Genomic DNA, 15,570 nt, shown 5'->3' on the forward strand with positions numbered 1-15,570 from the left:
CACGCGCGGACGGCGCGTCATCCTAGCCGATGTCGACGTCGTCCCGCCCGTCGCCCTGCAGCGCGAGCGCCGCATTCACGAGCCCGACCTGCGCGAGCGTGAACGGAAAATTCCCGCACAGGCGCCGCGTGTGCACGTCGTATTCCTCGGACAGCAGCCCGACGTCGTTGCGCAAGCCGAGCAGCCGCTCGAACAGCGCGTGCGCGTCGTCGTCGCGCCCCTGCATCCGGTACACCTGCACGAGCCAGAAGCCGGCCGCGAGAAACGCGCCTTCGTCGCCTTCGCAACCGTCCGCGAAACGCGGCGGCCGATAGCGGAACGGCAAGCCGTCGTCGACCAGTTCGCGCTCGATCGCGGCGACCGTCGCGACCACGCGCGGATCGGACGCGTCGAGCATCCCGGTCAGCGGAATCAGCAGCAGGCTCACGTCGATGCCGTCGCCGTCGAAGCGATCGACGAAGCGGCCCAATTGCGCGTGATAACCGTGCTCGAGCACCTCCGCGCGCACCGCGTCGGCCCAGCGCCGCCACACGTCGAGCGGTGCGTGGTGGCCGAATGCGCGCGCGGAACGGTACGCGCTTTCGACCGCGGCCCATACCATCACCTTCGACGACGTGAACGGATGCCGGCCGCTGCGCACCTCCCAGATCCCTTCGTCCGGCTCGCGCCAGATCGTCGCGAGATGTTCGAGCAGGCGCCGTTCGAGCGTCCACGCGTCGTCGTCGGGCGGCAGCCCGTGCCGGCGCGCCTGGTACAGCGCCCCGAGCACCTCGCCGTACACGTCGAGCTGCAACTGGTCGGCTGCCGCGTTGCCGAAGCGCACCGGTTGCGCGCCTTCGTAACCGGCCAGATGCGCGGCTTCCCACTCGGCCGCACGCCGGCCGCCGTCGGCCGCATACAGCACCTGCAGTTGCGACGGATGATCGGCGATCGCGCGCACGAGCCAGTCGCGCCAACGCGCGGCTTCGTCGCGATAGCCGCAGCGCACCAGCGCGCGCAGCGTGAAACTCGCATCGCGCAACCAGCAGAACCGGTAGTCCCAGTTGCGCTTGCCGCCGAAGCGCTCGGGCAACGAACTGGTCGGCGCCGCGACGATGCCGCCGGTGCGCAGGCTCGACAGCAGTTTCACCGTGATCAGTGCGCGCTCGATCGCGTCGCGATGCGGGCCCTCGGCGGCGTTGCAATCCGACCAGACGCGCCAGAACGCCTGCGTGTCGCGCAGCGACGCGTACGCGTCGGGCACGGCCGGCGCCGGGTCGAACGAACGCGCGTAACTGATGCAGAAATCCACCCGCTCGCCCGCCGCGATCCGTCGCGTGCCGACCAGCCGGTCGCTCTGCACGTCGAGCCGCGCATCCGTGTCGAGCCACATCGCATCGCCGCCCGTCATCATCCGCCAGCGCCGGCCGAAACGCCGGCACCACGGCAGCGCGCTGCCGTAGTCGAAGCGCACGCCGAGGTCGATATCGACGTCGACCGTCCCGCGCTCGCCCTTCACGCTGCGGATCAGGCATGGATCGGGCGCGTTCCAGCTCATCCAGTCGGTGAGCGTGATGCGGCCCGACGAGGTGTCGAACGTCGTTTCGAGTATCGCGGTGCCCGGCAGATAGCGACGCGTGGCGCGGGCATCGTGCTCGCGCGGCGCGATCCGGAACCGGCCGTTGTCCGGCGTACCGACGAGCGCGGCGAAGCACGGCGGCGAATCGAAGTCCGGCCAGCACAGCCAGTCGATGCTGCCGTCGCGCGCGACGAGCGCCGCGCTGCGTCCGTCGCCGACAAGCGCGTAATCCTCGATCCGCATCGCGCTCACCGGTGCCATTTGCGCGCGGCGGAAAAGGCAGCCGCGAGCACCGCGACGGCCGCGCCGAACGCGAGCGCGCGCGACGCGCCGAGCCCTGCCTCGGCGCCGGCGCGGCGCGCTTCGTCGGTGAACGCGCCGCGCGTCGCATGCCGGCCCGGCACCGGCTCCCACAGGTTCGACGGGCGCGGGCCGGCCCGCGCCGCGCGCTGCTGGCCGCGCACGGCCGTCCGCGCGAGATAGCGGTCGAAGCAGCCGGGGGCAAGGCCGTTCGCGACGATCGCCGCGAGCGACGACCAGCCGACCCAGCGCTCGCGGCACGGATGCCGCGCGGCGTGCACGATCGCATCGGCCGCCACCTCCGGCGCATAGACCGGCGCGACCGGACGCGGTGCATGCGGCAGCACGGATTCGGCCCAGTCGAACTGCGGCGTGTCGATCGCGGGCAATTGCACCATCGTCACGCGCACATGACTGTGTGCATGCAGCAGCTCGCAGCGCAGCGCGTCGGTAAAGCCGCGGATCGCGTGTTTCGCGCCGCAGTACGGGGCCTGCAACGGAATCGACCGGTATGCGAGCGCCGAGCCGACCTGCACGATCGTGCCGCGGTTGCGCGGGGCCATCCGTGCGAGCGCGGCACGCGTGCCGTACACGCAGCCGAGATAGGTGACGGCCGTCACGCGCGCGTAGTCTTCCGGCGAGATGGCGTCGAACGGCGCGAACACGGTCACCATCGCGTTGTTGACCCACACGTCGAGTGGCCCGAGTTCGTGTTCGATCCGCTCGGCCGCCGCGTCGAGCGCAGCCGCATCGCTGACGTCGACGGCAATCGGCAGCGCCTGGACGCCATACGCGCGCACTTCGCATGCGGTGTCGTGCAGCGCGCGCGGATCGCGAGCGAGCAGCGCGACGTTCGCGCCGAGTCGCGCGAACGCGTGGGCGGTCGCGCGACCGACGCCCGCGCTTGCACCCGTGATCGCGACGGTCTTCACGGTCGAGTCCTCCCGTTTTTCGATGATGGCCGGCACGCCGTCGAAGCTTTCGCGCCGCAACGTGCCGGAACGCGATCGGCGCAGCAAACGACATGCCGTCGGCCGCCGGGGCCGTATGGCCTCGGCGCGAGCCGTGAACGGTCGCCCAATTTACAAGCCGGCTGTAACGCGCCGGCCGTCGTGCGCGCAATCCCGCCACCTCGCGGCCGCCTCCGCGCCGGCCGCACGCGCACGAAATTTGCTCCGCCGCGAACGGCTGTCGTCATGCCGGTGCGTCCGGCAAGGAGTCTCGTTGCTCGTTCCGCTGTCCCGCAAAACGCGTCATATCGCGCGCGTCGCACCGTTCGCGTGCGCGGTCGCGCCGAGCGTCGCGTACGCGGCCGCCGCGCCTGCGGCGCCCGGCAATCCGGCCGCGCCGTTACCGCTCGCGTACGTCGTGCACGCGGCCGGCCCCGCCGCGCAGCCGGTGTTCGTGCTCGGCTGGGCGCTGCTCGCGCTGTGTACGTTCGTCTGCATCGCGATCGCCGTGCTGCTGCTGATCGCGCTGTTTCGTCGTCGCGCACGGACAGGCGGCGGCCACGGCAGCGGCCTGACGATCGTGACCGTGGGCTCCGCGATCTCGATCCTGCTGCTGTTCGGCGCACTCGTGTACATGCTGCGCGTGCTGGGCATGGTCGCCGCACCGCCGCGCCCGCCCGCGCTGACGATCACCGTGACCGCACAAGACTGGTGGTGGGCCGTTCGTTATCCGGACGATGCGGGCAGCCCGGCCTTCGTCACCGCGAACGAGATCCATATTCCGGTGGGCGAGCCCGTCGCGATCGAACTGAAGAGCGCCGACGTGATCCACGCGTTCTGGGTGCCGCAACTTGCCGGCAAGACCCAGACGATTCCCGGCCAGACCAACCGCCAATGGCTGCAGGCCGACCGGCCCGGCATCTATCGCGGCCAATGCTCGCAGTATTGCGGCGCGCAACATGCGCACATGGCGTTCGAAGTCGTGGCCGAGCCGCCGGCCGCGTTTCACGCATGGCTCGCCGCGCAGCGCCAACCGGCCCGGGCACCCGCGGCGGGCGCCAACGCCGAACGCCGCGGCCAGCGCGTGTTCGCCGCGCGCTGCGCGGGCTGCCACGCGGTGCGCGGCACCGACGCCGCGGGCGACGCGGGCCCCGATCTCACGCACGTCGGCACACGCCGGCTGCTCGCGGCCGGCACGCTCGACAACACGCCCGACAACCTGCGCCGCTGGATCGCGCATGCGCAGCAGGTCAAGCCGCAATCGCTGATGCCGTCGATCGCGCTCGCGCCGCGCGACGCCGACGATCTCGCCGCGTATCTCGCGACGCTGCACTGAACGGAGGATGCCGATGGCCATTGCCCGCGACACGCCCACCCCGCTCAGCCGCGTACCCGATCTCGGCGACGCGCCGCCCGGTTCCGCGCACGAGCGCGCGCTGGCCGAGCTGTGGGAATCGGCACCCGGCTGGCGCGGCTGGCTCGGCACCGTCGATCACAAGCGCATCGGGCTGCGCTACATCGTCACCGCATTCGTGTTCCTGCTGCTCGGCGGCGTCGAGGCGCTCGTGATGCGCATCCAGCTCGCGCGGCCGAACGCGACCGTGCTGACGCCCGCGCAATACGATTCGCTGTTCACGATGCACGGCGTCACGATGATCTTCCTGTACGCGCTGCCGGTGCTGTCCGGTTTCGCGAACTACCTGTGGCCGCTGATGCTCGGCTCGCGCGACATGGCGTTCCCGCGGCTGAACGCGTTCTCGTACTGGGCGTTCCTGTTCGCCGGGCTGTTCCTGTATGCGAGCTTTCCGCTCGGCGCGGTGCCGGACGGCGGCTGGTTCAACTACGTGCCGCTCACGTCGCTCGACTACAGCGCCGGCGCGAACATCGACATCTATGCGCTCGGGATGATCCTGCTCGGCATCTCGACGACCGGCGGCGCCGCGAACTTCGTCGTCACGCTGCTGCGGATGCGCGCGCACGGGATGTCGATCGACCGGCTGCCGATCATCGTGTGGGGCACGCTGACCGCGTCGGTCGCGAACCTGGTCGCGGTGCCGTCGGTGAGCCTCGCGTTCCTGCTGCTGTGGCTCGACCGCAATGCCGGCACGCACTTCTTCGACGTCGCGCACGGCGGCCGGCCGCTGTTGTGGCAGCACCTGTTCTGGATGTTCGCGCATCCGTGGGTCTACGTGGTCGTGCTGCCGGCGATGGGGATCGTGTCCGACGCGCTGCCGACCTTCTGCCGGCGGCCGCTCGTCGCATACGAGGCCGTCGCGGTGTCGACCGTGGCGACGATGCTGATCGGCTTCGAGGTGTGGGTCCACCACATGTTCGCGACCGGCATCGCGCCGCTCGCGCTCGCGTTCTTCGGCGCCGCGAGCATGCTGATTTCGATTCCGAGTGCGGTCGCGGTGTTCGCATGGATCGCGACGATCTGGACCGGGCGCCCCGTGTTCCGCACGCCGTTCCTGTATTTCGCGGGCTTCGTGCTGATGTTCGTGGTCGGCGGCGTGTCGGGCGTGATGACCGCGGCCGTGCCGCTCGACTGGCAGCTCACCGATACGTACTTCGTCGTCGCGCACCTGCATTACGTGCTGCTCGGCATCAACGTGTTTCCGGTGCTCGGCGGCGTCGCGTACTGGTTCCCGAAATTCACCGGCCGGATGATGAACGAGCGGTTCGGCCGCTGGACCTTCTGGGTCGTGCTGGTCGGCTTCAACCTCGGCTTCTTCCCGATGCACGTCTCCGGCCTGCTCGGGATGCCGCGCCGCATCTATACCTATCCGTCGGGGATGGGCTGGGACACGTCGAACCTGCTGACCACGATCGGCTCGTTCGTGTTCGGGATCGGCATCGTGATGTTCGTCGTCAACGCGCTGGTGAGCGCGCGGCGCGGCGTGCGTGCCGACGACAACCCGTGGGGCGCGGCCGGCCTCGAATGGTCGGTCGCGTCGCCGACGCCCGTGTACAACTTCGCGGTGTTGCCGCTCGTCGCGTCGCGGCATCCGCTGTGGGAAACGCGCGACAATCCGCAACGCACCAGCCTGCGGGTCGGCTACCGGCTCGCGGACGGGCGCGAGGCGCTCGCGGTCACGCCGCTCGCCGCCGCGCCCAGCGCGATCCTGAAGATGCCCGAGGACAGTTGCGTGCCGTTCGTGCTCGCGCTGCTGACGACCGCCGTGTTCGCGGCGATGCTCGCGCGCTCGCCGACGCTCGTCTGCGTGGCCGTCGCCGGTTGCGCGATCGCCACCGCCGCGTGGCTGTGGCCGCGCCGCACGCTCGGCCAACGCGCGCGGCTGCCGGCTCGCGCCGACACGCAGGCGCCCGCGGCCGCGGCTGGCCCTCGTCCGGACGAACCGCCATCGCCGACGGTGCCGGCCGGCGCGCCGGCCGCGTGCGTCGCGCCGCTGCCGGTGGGCAGTTGCGGCGAACGCGCGGGCGGCTGGTGGGGCGTGCTCACGCTGATCGTGACCGAGGCCGGGCTGTTCGGCTACCTGCTGTTCTGCTACTTCTACCTGCAGTCGCAATGGCCCGCGCCGTGGCCGCCCGAAGGGATGCCGAAGATCGGGCTCGCGGCCGTCAACACGGTCGTGCTGCTGTCGAGCAGCGTGTTCGTGTGGCTCGCCGAGCGCGCGGTGCGGGCCGGCCGCCAGGGGCGCGCGGTCGCGATGCTCGTCGTCGCGCTGGTGCTCGGCATCGCGTTCGCGCTGGTCCAGCTGCACGAATGGCGCGACCATCCGTACGGCCCGACCGTGCATCTGTACGGCAGCCTCTACTTCACGATCACCGGCTTCCACCTCGCGCACGTCGTGGCCGGCCTCGCGATCCTCGCGCTGCTCGCCGGCTGGACCGCCGCCGGTTTCTTCGGCCGCGAACGGCGCGTCGCGCTGACGGTCGGCGGGCTCTACTGGCACTTCGTCGACATCGTGTGGCTGTTCATCTTCACCGCGCTGTACGTGTCGCCGTTCTGGCTGAGGAGCACCGGATGAACGATGCACGACGCACGTGGACACCGCTGCTCGCGATCGCCGCCGGCCTGGTCGGCGCACCCGCGCTGTGGTTCGCGCAGATGCTGGTGTCCGAGACGCTCGCGTCCACCGCGTGCTATCCGCTCGGCGTCGCGCAGGCCGCGCCGCGCTGGGCGCACGTCGGCGTATGGCTTGCGCTGATCGCCGCGGGCGCGTTCGCGCTGGCCGCGGCCTGCGCGACGTGGCTCACGCGCGCGTGGCGGCGCCGGCACGATGCCGATGCGCCGGCCGCGACCCGCGACGACAGTACCCGCTTTCTCGCGCGCTGCGGGATGCTCGCCGCGCTCGGCTTCGTGATCGGTCTGGTGTTCACGGGGATCGTCACGGCTTTCGTGGGGCCTTGCAGTCCATGGCGCTGATCTCGTTCGCTTCGTTTCCGTTCCGCGTTCCGCGCCGCCGCGCGGGCGTCGCGTTCGCCGTGTGCGTCGCGCTCTGCGGATGCGACATGCAGCGGGACGACAACACGGCCGCACCCGGCGATGCGGCCGACGCCGCGTCGGCGGCGGAAGCGCCCGAGCCCGCGTCGGGCTGGCGGTTCGTGCGGATCGGTGCGTCGGCGGCCGACGCAGCTGCGTCGATGTCCGCACGCGTGAAGGACGACCGGCGGCTGTCACGCGACCGGGACGCGTCGGTGGCCGATGCGCCATCGTCCGCGGCGTCCCCCCCGCCGCCCGAGGCGGCCTCCACGTCGACCGCCCGCCGCCCGGTGATCGCCGCGGCCGCCGCGAGCGCCGACGCCGCGACGCTCGCGCGCGGCCGCTACCTCGCGCTCGCCGGCGATTGCGCCGCGTGCCACGACGCGGCCGACCATACGCCGTACGCGGGCGGCCAGCCGGTGAATTCGCCGTTCGGGCCGATCTACGCGCCGAACATCACGCCGGACCCGACGCACGGGATCGGCCACTACACGCTGCGCCAGTTCGACGATGCGCTGCGGCGCGGCGTGCGCGCGGACGGCAGCCGGCTGTATCCGGCGATGCCGTACCCGTCGCTCGCGCACCTGACCGACGACGACGTGCGCGCGCTGTATGCGTATTTCATGCGCGGCGTCGCGCCGTCCGCGAACGCGGCCAAACTCACGCAACTGCCGTTTCCGTTCAACCAGCGCTGGGCGCTGGGGCTGTGGAGCCTCGTGTTCGCGAACCGCGACCGGTTCACGCCGCAGCCGTCGCAATCGGCCGAATGGAATCGCGGCGCGTATCTCGTGCAGGGGCTCGGCCATTGCGGCGCGTGCCATACGCCGCGCGGGCCGGCCTACAACGAACGCGGCTACGATGAGCGCAGCCCCGCGTTCCTGACCGGCGGCATCAACGATCACTGGTTCGCGCCGAACCTGACCGGCGCGAGCCCGGACGGCCTCGGCCGCTGGTCCGCCGACGACATCGCCGCGTTCCTGCGCAGCGGCCATGCGGCGCGCGGCGCGGTGTTCGGCGCGATGGCGCCGGTCGTCGGCGAAAGCACCGCGTTGCTGACCGATGCCGACCGCCATGCGATCGCCGTGTACCTGAAGTCGTTGCCGGCGCAACCGACTGCCGCGACGAATCCGCTGGGCGTCGGCGTGCCGCGGCTGACGGCCGCCGGCCCGCGTCCGGAAGGCGGCCAGCAGGCGCCGGGGGCCGGCGTGTATGCGGGGTTCTGTGCGCGTTGCCACGGTGCGGACGGCACGGGCGTGCGTGATCGGGGGCCGGCGCTCGTAGGCAACTCGGTCGTGCTCGCAGCCGATCCGACCAGCACGATCCGGATCGTGGTCGATGGGGCGCGGCCCACGCCGGGCAAACCGGGGCCGGTGCAACGTATGCCGGCGATGCGCGGCGCGCTGACGAGCCGCGAAATCGCGGCGGTGGTCAGCTACGTGCGCGGCGCGTGGGGGAATCGGGCCGCGCCGGTGTCGGAGCAGGAGGTGCGGCGGTTGCGGGGAGCGATACACAAGTAGCGTGTCGGTGTCGTCGCACGCGCATCGAAACCGTTCAGCGATCGCCGACGATTCGATCTCGGGTGTTCATCCACACGGAGCCTGACTTCATCGACGCACCGGATCAGCGCGCCAGCACCGCCACCGCCTTGATCTCGACGACATAACCCGGCGCGCCGCCGAGCATGTGCGCGCCGACGGCCGTCCACGCGGGCCGCGGATGCGCATCGAAATAGCGGTCTCGCACCTGCATGAACAGCGGCAGGTCGCGCATGTCGGTGTGAAACGTCGTGAGGTCGACCACATCGTCGAACGATGCGCCGGCCGCCTCCAGCACCTGCTTCAGGTTCTCGAACGCCTGCACGATCTGCGCTTCGCGATCCTCGACCAGCTGCATCGCCGCGTCGCGGCCGATCTGGCCGGATACGTAAAGCGTATCGCCGACCTTCAGTCCCGGCGCGTAGCCGATCTTCTCGTACACCGCTTCCATTCCCGCCGGAACGATGGCTTTGCGTTCATGCATGATTGTCTCCGTGGCCGGCATCGTCGCGCCGGCCGTCTGCGGTTGTCGATGAAACAATGGCCCGCGATACGCCCTTCAACCCGTATCGCCACCCGCCACCGGCAGCACCGTGCCCGTGATGTAGCTCGCCTCGTCCGACGCGAGGAACAGGATCGGCGCGATCTGTTCGTCCAGCGTGCCGTAGCGCTTGAAGTACGTCGATTCGGTTACCTGCCGCACGGCCTCGCCCATCCACGCCTGTTCCTGCTCGGTGTCGCCGGCCGCATTGCGCGGCACGCGGCGCGGCGGCGCGCTGGTGCCGCCCGGCGCGGTGGCGACGACGCGGATGTTGTGTTCCGCGTATTCCATCGCAAGCGCCGACGTCAGCGCGTTGACGCCGCCCTTCGCCGCCGAATACGGCACGCGCCGAATGCCGCGCGTCGCGTTCGACGAGATGTTGACGATCGTGCCGCCGCCGCGCGCGAGCAGGTGCGGCAGCACGGCGTGGCAAGCATAGAGCGTCGGCATCAGCGAGCGGCGGATTTCCGCGTCGATCTGCGCCGGCTCGAACTCGGCGAACGGCCGCATGCGGATCGCGCCGCCGACGCCGTTGATCAGGATGTCGATGCCGCCGAACGTCCGCACCGCGTGCGCCATCGCGGCATGCGCGCCTTCGTACGTCTCGAGATCGGCGACGAAGCCGGCCGTATCGCCGCCCGGCGCTTCCGCGGCCACCTCGGCCACGAAATCCGCGCGATCGACGAACAGCACCTTGCCGCCCTCGGCCGCCGCGCGCAGCGCGACACCGCGGCCGATGCCCTGCGCCGCGCCGGTGACGACGACGACCTTGCCGGAGAATCGTTGCATGGTCATGCCGCCTTTGCCGTGACGTTGGGGGTGAACTTCTCGTAGTGGAAGCTGTTCGGCTTCACGCCTGCGTCGTCGAAGTACTGGCGCACCGCGTCGACCATCGGCGGCGGCCCGCACAGATACACGTCGACGTCGCCGTCGTTCAGCGCGTCGGCCGGGATGTGCTGCGTGACCCAGCCCTTGCGCGGATGGCTCGACGCGGCGTCCGCGACGACCGTCGCGAAGCTGAAGTTCGGCAGCCTCGCCGCCACCGCCTCAAGCGCGTCGACCAGCACGAGATCGAGATCGCGCGTCACGCCGTAGACCAGGTGCACCTTCTGCTGCGAGCCGCTGCGCGCGAGCACCTCGAGCATCGACAGGAACGGCGCGAGGCCCGTACCGCCGGCGAGGAACAGCAGCGGCCGCTGCACGTCGCGCAGGTAGAAGCTGCCGAGCGGCCCGTGCAGTTCGAGCGTGTCGCCGGGCTGCGCCGATTCGAGCCACGTGCTCATCACGCCGCCTGGAATCTTCTTGATCAGGAAGCCGACCTTCGCGTCGCCCGGCGCCGACGAGAACGAATACGAGCGATGCTGGCCGCTGCCCGGCACGCCGATGTTCACGTACTGGCCCGGCAGGAACACCGGCGCGCTGGCGCCGACGTCGAGTTCGAGCACGACGGCCGCATCGTTGTGCTGCTCGACCTTCGTGACCGTCGCGGCAAAGGCGCTCTGCCCGGTCTTGCAGGCGACCGACGACGTCGGCACCGCGATCACGCAATCGCTTTGCGGCACCATCTGGCACGTCAGCACGAGGCCGCCGTCCTTCTCGTCCTCGGTCAGCGCATCGTCGATGTAATCGTCGCCGAGGTCGTAGCGGCCGCTTTCGGCGCGGCACTTGCAGGTGCCGCACACGCCGTCGGAGCAATCCATCGGCAGGTTGATCTTCGCGCGAAAGGCTGCATCGAGCACCTTCTCGCCGGCCTTGCAGTCGATGAAGCGGGTCACCCCGTCCTCGAAATTCAGTGCAATCTTGTAGCTGGACATCGCGTCACCTCCACTTCCTTTCATGACAGGCCAACGGCGTCAGACGTGATAGACGTCGAGCACCTGCCGGATGTAATCGTTCTTCAGCACGATCTTCTTGCGTGAAATCAGCAGCGCGTCGCCCGTGCGTCGCAACGTGACGAACATCGTGCCGAAGAAGTGATCGGTCACGCGATAACGGTGGTTCAGCGTGTGAAAGTTGTAGCGCACGTCGACCTCGTCGTCGCGTTCGGCCAGCACCTCGACGTTCGTCACGTTGTGGCTGGTACGCGGCTCGGGCGTCGATGCGCCGCTGCGCTCGGTCTTGATCCGGAACACGCGATCCTCGAGGCCGCCGCGGTCCGCGTAATACATCAGCGAGATCTGGCTCTGCGGATCGTCGGTCGGCCGATCGTCGTCGTCCCATGCGGGCATCCAGTACGTGACGTCCTCCGTGTAGCAGGTCAGCCACGCGTCCCACTCGCGATCGTCAAGCAGGCGCGCTTCGCGATACAGCGCCGCGCAAATCGTCCGGTAATCGAAGCTCATGCCGCCACCTCCCCGCGTTCCTTCTTCAGCGCATCGCGCATCAGGTTCACCCAGTGTTCGTGCTGGCACACGAACAGCCCTTCGTCCTCGCTGCGCTCGCCCGAAATGCGCGGCTTCAGCCCCATCTTTTTCGCGTTCTCGTCCGGCCCGTCGACCCACAGCGGCGCGCCGCGCGACAGGTCGTTCCACATCGCCGTGATGCCCGCATAGCCGGCCTGGCACGCGCGGAACTCCTCGAGATCGTCGGCCGTGCCCATGCCGGTCACGTTGAAGAAATCCTCGTACTGGCGAATCCGCGTCGTGCGATCGGCCTCGCTCTCGCCTTTCGGCGCGAAGCAGAAGATGCTGACTTCCGTCTTGTCGACCGCGAGCGGCCGCACCACGCGAATCTGCGTGCTGAACTGGTCCATCAGGAACACGTTCGGGTACACGCACAGGTTGCGCGTCTGGTTCACGATGAAATCGGCCTGCACGTCGCCCACGCGCGCCTTGATCTCGTCACGATGCTGGTACACGGGCCGCACTTCCGGGTTCATCGTCCGGGTCCACAGCAGAATGTGGCCGTGGTCGAAGCCGTACACGCCCGCGACCGACTTGCTCCAGCTGTTCGCGTCGACCGCCTTGGTGCCGTCCGCCTTACGGCGGCCCATCGTCGCCGCATAGTTCCAGTGCACGGTGCTGACGTGATAGCCGTCGCAACCGTTCTCCATCTGCATCTTCCAGTTGCCTTCGTAGATGTAGGACGAGTTGCCGCGCAGCACTTCGAGCCCGTTCGGCGCCTGGTCGACGATCTGGTCGATGATCACGCGCGCTTCGCCGAGGTAGTCCTCGAGCGGCAGCACGTCGGCGTTGAGGCTGCCGAACAGGAAGCCGCGATAGTTCGCGAAGCGCGCGACCTTCTTCAGGTCGTGCGAGCCGTGCGTGTTGAACTGCACCGGGTATTCGGTCGTCTTCTCGTCCTTCACCTTCAGCAGCTTGCCGGTGTTCGAGAAGGTCCAGCCGTGGAACGGGCACGTGAAGCTGCCCTTGTTGCCGTGCTTGCGGCGGCACAGCATCGCGCCCTTGTGCGCACACGCATTGATGACCGCATGCAGCTCGCCGGTCTTGTCGCGCGTGATGACGATCGGCTGGCGGCCGATCCACGTCGTGTAGTAATCGTTGTTGTCGGGAATCTGGCTTTCGTGCGCCAGATACACCCAGTTGCCCTCGAAGATGTGCTTCATCTCGAGCTCGTACAGCGCCGCGTTCGTGAAGATGTCGCGGCGGCAACGGAAGACGCCGGCCGCCTTGTCATCCTGCACGGCGGTTTCCAGCAGGTGATCCAGGTCGTTCGTAGCGTCGATCGTGATGGACATGATGGCTCCTTCCATGCGCGTGCCGCGTCCTGCAAGCACGCTCGCATCGGTATCGGTTGAATCTCGGGGGGACCGGCCGGCAGCGGCGGCGCACGCGCGCCGCCGTGCCGCCGGTGGTTATGCCGCGGCGGACGCGCGCAGGCGTTCGACGATCTGGTTGTCCTTGCCCTGCACGCGCGGCGTCAGCACGAAGTTGAACTCGATGTCCTGGTACGCATCGGCCTTCATGCCGAGCGCCGTGCCGCCGGTTCTTTCGGTCACGGGCGGGATCAATTCCTCGCGCGTCGCATACGCGAAGTCGTCCCAGATCAGCGGATCGCCGTCGATGTTGAACTGTGTCGTCAGCTTGCGGTGATCGTCGCTCGTCACGAAGAAGTGCACGTGCGCGGGACGGTTGCCGTGGCGACCGAGGCGGTTCAGCAATTGCTGCGTCGCGCCCTGCGGCGGGCAGCCGTAGCCGACCGGCATCAGTGTGCGGAATTCGTACTTGCCGTCGGCGCCCGTTTTCACCGCGCCGCGCAGGTTGAAATCGCTCTGCTTGCCGGTCGGATCGAAGTGCGAATAGAAGCCCTTCGAATTCGCGTGCCAGCATTCGACCACCGCGCCGGCGATCGGCTTGCCGTCGAGACCGGTGACCGTGCCGTGGATCACGAGCGGGCCCGCGCCGTCGTCCGCGTCGAGGTCGATCTTCGCGACGCTGTCGCGCACCGGTGCGCCGGCCACGTACAGCGGCCCCTCGATCGTGCGCGGCGTGCCGCCGTCGAGCCCGATCGCCTCGTCCTCGGCGTCCATCCGGATGTCGAGATACTTCTCGAGACCGAGGCCAGCCGCGAGCAGCGCTGCTTCGCCATCCTGACCGAGCTTGTTCAGGTAGTTGACGCCCGCCCACACTTCGTCGGGCGTGATGTCGAGATCGTCGATCGCCTTGAACAGGTCGCCGAGCAGGCGCAGCACGATCTGCTGCGTACGTGCGTTGCCGCCGGTGCCGCTCCCGCCCGCGTTCGACGCGGCCTTCAGCAGGTCCTGCACTTCCCGGGTATCGAAAACTTTGACGCTCATGATGCTGTCTCCACGTGTATTTGGGGGATGACGGTCGTTGCCTGACTCGACTTACCGCGCGACTTTCGTCAGCCCGTCGCGGGTGAAGCGCCTGACCTTGTCCTCGTCGAGCGCGATGCCGAGACCGGGGCCGTCCGGCACGGTCAGTTCGAAGTCGCTGTAATCCAGCGGCTGCGTCAGGATTTCTTCGGTGATCAGCAGCGGCCCGAACAGTTCGGTGCCCCACTGCAGGTTCGCGATACTCGCGAACAGGTGCGCGGATGCCACCGTGCTGAACGCGCCTTCGAGCATCGTGCCGCCGTACAGCTCGATGCCGGCCGCATCCGCGATCGCGGCCACGCGCTGCGCGGCGAAGAGGCCGCCGCTCTGTTCGATCTTGATCGCGAACACGTCCGCGCCGTGCTGCTTCGCGATGTCGAATGCGCTGTCGGGGCCCTGCAGGATTTCATCGGCCATCAGCGCGACCGGGAAGCGGCGCATCAGGCGCGCCAGCGCCGCGGCCGATGCGACCGGCTGCTCGACCAGTTCGCAGCCCGCATCGGCGAGCGCCGGAATCGCGCGCGCGGCCTGCGTTTCGCTCCACGCCATGTTCACGTCGACGCGCACCGACGCGCGATCGCCAAGCGCCTTCTTGATCTCGGCCACGTGCCGGATATCCGTTTCCGGCGCCTTCGCGCCGATCTTCAGCTTGAATACGTTGTGGCGGCGCGCGTCGAGCATGCGCTCGGCTTCGGCGATGTCGGTGGCCGTGTCGCCCGACGCGAGCGTCCATGCAACCGGCAGGCGATCGCGGCGACGGCCGCCGAGCAGTTCGCTGACCGGCACGCCGAGCCGCTTGCCGTGCGCGTCGAGCAGCGCGGTTTCGAGCGCGCTTTTCGCGAAGTGGTTGACCTTCGCGAGCTTGCCGACGAACGCCATCAGCGTCTGGACACGCGTGGCGTCACGGCCGACGATCGCCGGTGCGAGATACGCGTCGATCGCGAGCTTCATCGCTTCCGGGCTTTCCGGGCCGTAGGCCATGCCGGCGATCGTCGTGCCTTCGCCGATACCGGTCACGCCATCGCTGCAGAACACCTTCACGAGCATCAGCGTCTGGCCGTGCATCGTGGCCACCGACAGCTTGTGCGGGCGGATCGTCGGCAGGTCGACGAGACGGGTTTCGATGCGTTCGATGGTGGCGGAGGACATGGGGCGCGCTGCGTGGGGGCTGTTCATGGAACGGATTTATACGCGGCGGGGAAATGGGGCGTCCAATACTTTTGGACGGGATTTTTGATACCTGCTGGGTATTGAAATCGGGCCGTGGGCGCGAAATATTGCGGTGCGCCATACCTGTTTTGGTTAGGTAGGCGGGCTCGGAGGGTTGATGGAACGGGGTTGCGCGGGGGTGGGGAGCGGTTGGGCGGGAGCCTATCGAGGCTGCTTGCGGCAGTGGGAAAATCGGCTGAAAACCGGTGCCCTACGGAGTCGGATCAGGGTTTTCCTG

The 15,570-nt window shown here is 69.1% G+C and carries 13 protein-coding genes; 4 read left to right on the plus strand and 9 right to left on the minus strand.

Annotation, left to right across the window (positions count from 1 at the left end; genetic code table 11):
* Positions 1 to 22: 22 nt before the first annotated feature.
* Both KU887_RS32825 and KU887_RS32830 read right to left on the minus strand, forming a co-directional pair.
* Positions 23 to 1,801, minus strand: coding sequence for a glycoside hydrolase family 15 protein (locus KU887_RS32825; protein WP_043206009.1), 1,779 nt, complete (start codon positions 1,799 to 1,801; stop codon positions 23 to 25).
* A 5-nt stretch (positions 1,802 to 1,806) separates the two neighbouring features.
* A complete protein-coding gene (locus KU887_RS32830; RefSeq protein ID WP_062886123.1) occupies positions 1,807 to 2,790 on the minus strand; it encodes an SDR family oxidoreductase in 984 nt (327 codons plus the stop codon).
* A gap of 292 nt (positions 2,791 to 3,082) precedes the next feature.
* Between KU887_RS32830 and coxB the strand changes: the two genes are divergently transcribed.
* From coxB to KU887_RS32850, 4 genes are read left to right on the plus strand one after another with little or no spacing between them, the layout of a single operon-like run.
* Positions 3,083 to 4,144, plus strand: a complete 1,062-nt coding sequence (gene coxB / locus KU887_RS32835) for a cytochrome c oxidase subunit II (RefSeq protein ID WP_258258478.1) — start codon at positions 3,083 to 3,085, stop codon at positions 4,142 to 4,144.
* Between the two features lie 13 nt (positions 4,145 to 4,157).
* Positions 4,158 to 6,797 (plus strand): cytochrome c oxidase subunit I, encoded by a 2,640-nt coding sequence (gene ctaD, locus KU887_RS32840; RefSeq protein ID WP_205672770.1) that lies wholly within the window; start codon positions 4,158 to 4,160, stop codon positions 6,795 to 6,797.
* Positions 6,794 to 7,195: a hypothetical protein gene (locus tag KU887_RS32845; protein WP_048987230.1), complete on the plus strand. Its 402-nt coding sequence runs from the start codon at positions 6,794 to 6,796 to the stop codon at positions 7,193 to 7,195. The genes ctaD and KU887_RS32845 overlap by 4 nt, the downstream gene beginning before the upstream one ends.
* Positions 7,186 to 8,769, plus strand: a complete 1,584-nt coding sequence (locus KU887_RS32850; protein WP_258258479.1) for a cytochrome c — start codon at positions 7,186 to 7,188, stop codon at positions 8,767 to 8,769. The genes KU887_RS32845 and KU887_RS32850 overlap by 10 nt, the downstream gene beginning before the upstream one ends.
* 103 nt (positions 8,770 to 8,872) lie before the next feature.
* On the opposite strand, the gene KU887_RS32855 is transcribed toward KU887_RS32850, so the two are convergent.
* The 7 genes from KU887_RS32855 to KU887_RS32885 all read right to left on the minus strand — a co-directional run bounded on the left by KU887_RS32855 (position 8,873) and on the right by KU887_RS32885 (position 15,272).
* Entirely contained in the window at positions 8,873 to 9,271 is a 399-nt protein-coding gene (locus tag KU887_RS32855) for a RidA family protein (protein WP_006485395.1), read from the minus strand.
* Between the two features lie 75 nt (positions 9,272 to 9,346).
* A complete protein-coding gene (gene benD, locus KU887_RS32860; protein ID WP_059722908.1) occupies positions 9,347 to 10,123 on the minus strand; it encodes a benzoate diol dehydrogenase BenD in 777 nt (258 codons plus the stop codon).
* The gene (gene benC / locus KU887_RS32865) at positions 10,120 to 11,142 is read right to left on the minus strand and encodes a benzoate 1,2-dioxygenase electron transfer component BenC (protein WP_034203604.1); all 1,023 of its coding nucleotides are present in this window, start codon (positions 11,140 to 11,142) and stop codon (positions 10,120 to 10,122) included. Before benC ends, benD begins: the two co-directional genes overlap by 4 nt.
* 39 nt (positions 11,143 to 11,181) lie before the next feature.
* A complete protein-coding gene (gene benB, locus KU887_RS32870; protein ID WP_006485355.1) occupies positions 11,182 to 11,670 on the minus strand; it encodes a benzoate 1,2-dioxygenase small subunit in 489 nt (162 codons plus the stop codon).
* Complete coding sequence (locus KU887_RS32875) at positions 11,667 to 13,025, minus strand: Rieske 2Fe-2S domain-containing protein (protein ID WP_258258480.1); 1,359 nt, start codon at positions 13,023 to 13,025, stop codon at positions 11,667 to 11,669. The genes benB and KU887_RS32875 overlap by 4 nt, the downstream gene beginning before the upstream one ends.
* Positions 13,026 to 13,142: 117 nt before the next feature.
* Positions 13,143 to 14,084, minus strand: coding sequence for a catechol 1,2-dioxygenase (gene catA / locus KU887_RS32880; RefSeq protein ID WP_006485382.1), 942 nt, complete (start codon positions 14,082 to 14,084; stop codon positions 13,143 to 13,145).
* A gap of 51 nt (positions 14,085 to 14,135) precedes the next feature.
* On the minus strand, positions 14,136 to 15,272 hold the full coding sequence (locus tag KU887_RS32885; protein WP_058903659.1) for a muconate/chloromuconate family cycloisomerase: 1,137 nt from the start codon (positions 15,270 to 15,272) through the stop codon (positions 14,136 to 14,138).
* Positions 15,273 to 15,570: the final 298 nt, after the last annotated feature.

The organism is Burkholderia sp. EMB26 (assembly GCF_024730645.1).
GTDB classification, from domain to species: Bacteria; Pseudomonadota; Gammaproteobacteria; order Burkholderiales; family Burkholderiaceae; genus Burkholderia; species Burkholderia cenocepacia.

Coding starts and splice junctions, on each gene's coding strand:
- KU887_RS32825 (WP_043206009.1), bottom strand. CDS start 1,801: ATGCGGATCGAGGATTACGCGCTTGTCGGCGACGGACGCAGCGCGGCG.
- ctaD (WP_205672770.1), top strand. CDS start 4,158: ATGGCCATTGCCCGCGACACGCCCACCCCGCTCAGCCGCGTACCCGAT.
- KU887_RS32845 (WP_048987230.1), top strand. CDS start 6,794: ATGAACGATGCACGACGCACGTGGACACCGCTGCTCGCGATCGCCGCC.
- KU887_RS32850 (WP_258258479.1), top strand. CDS start 7,186: ATGGCGCTGATCTCGTTCGCTTCGTTTCCGTTCCGCGTTCCGCGCCGC.
- KU887_RS32855 (WP_006485395.1), bottom strand. CDS start 9,271: ATGCATGAACGCAAAGCCATCGTTCCGGCGGGAATGGAAGCGGTGTAC.
- benD (WP_059722908.1), bottom strand. CDS start 10,123: ATGACCATGCAACGATTCTCCGGCAAGGTCGTCGTCGTCACCGGCGCG.
- benC (WP_034203604.1), bottom strand. CDS start 11,142: ATGTCCAGCTACAAGATTGCACTGAATTTCGAGGACGGGGTGACCCGC.
- benB (WP_006485355.1), bottom strand. CDS start 11,670: ATGAGCTTCGATTACCGGACGATTTGCGCGGCGCTGTATCGCGAAGCG.
- KU887_RS32875 (WP_258258480.1), bottom strand. CDS start 13,025: ATGTCCATCACGATCGACGCTACGAACGACCTGGATCACCTGCTGGAA.
- catA (WP_006485382.1), bottom strand. CDS start 14,084: ATGAGCGTCAAAGTTTTCGATACCCGGGAAGTGCAGGACCTGCTGAAG.
- KU887_RS32885 (WP_058903659.1), bottom strand. CDS start 15,272: ATGTCCTCCGCCACCATCGAACGCATCGAAACCCGTCTCGTCGACCTG.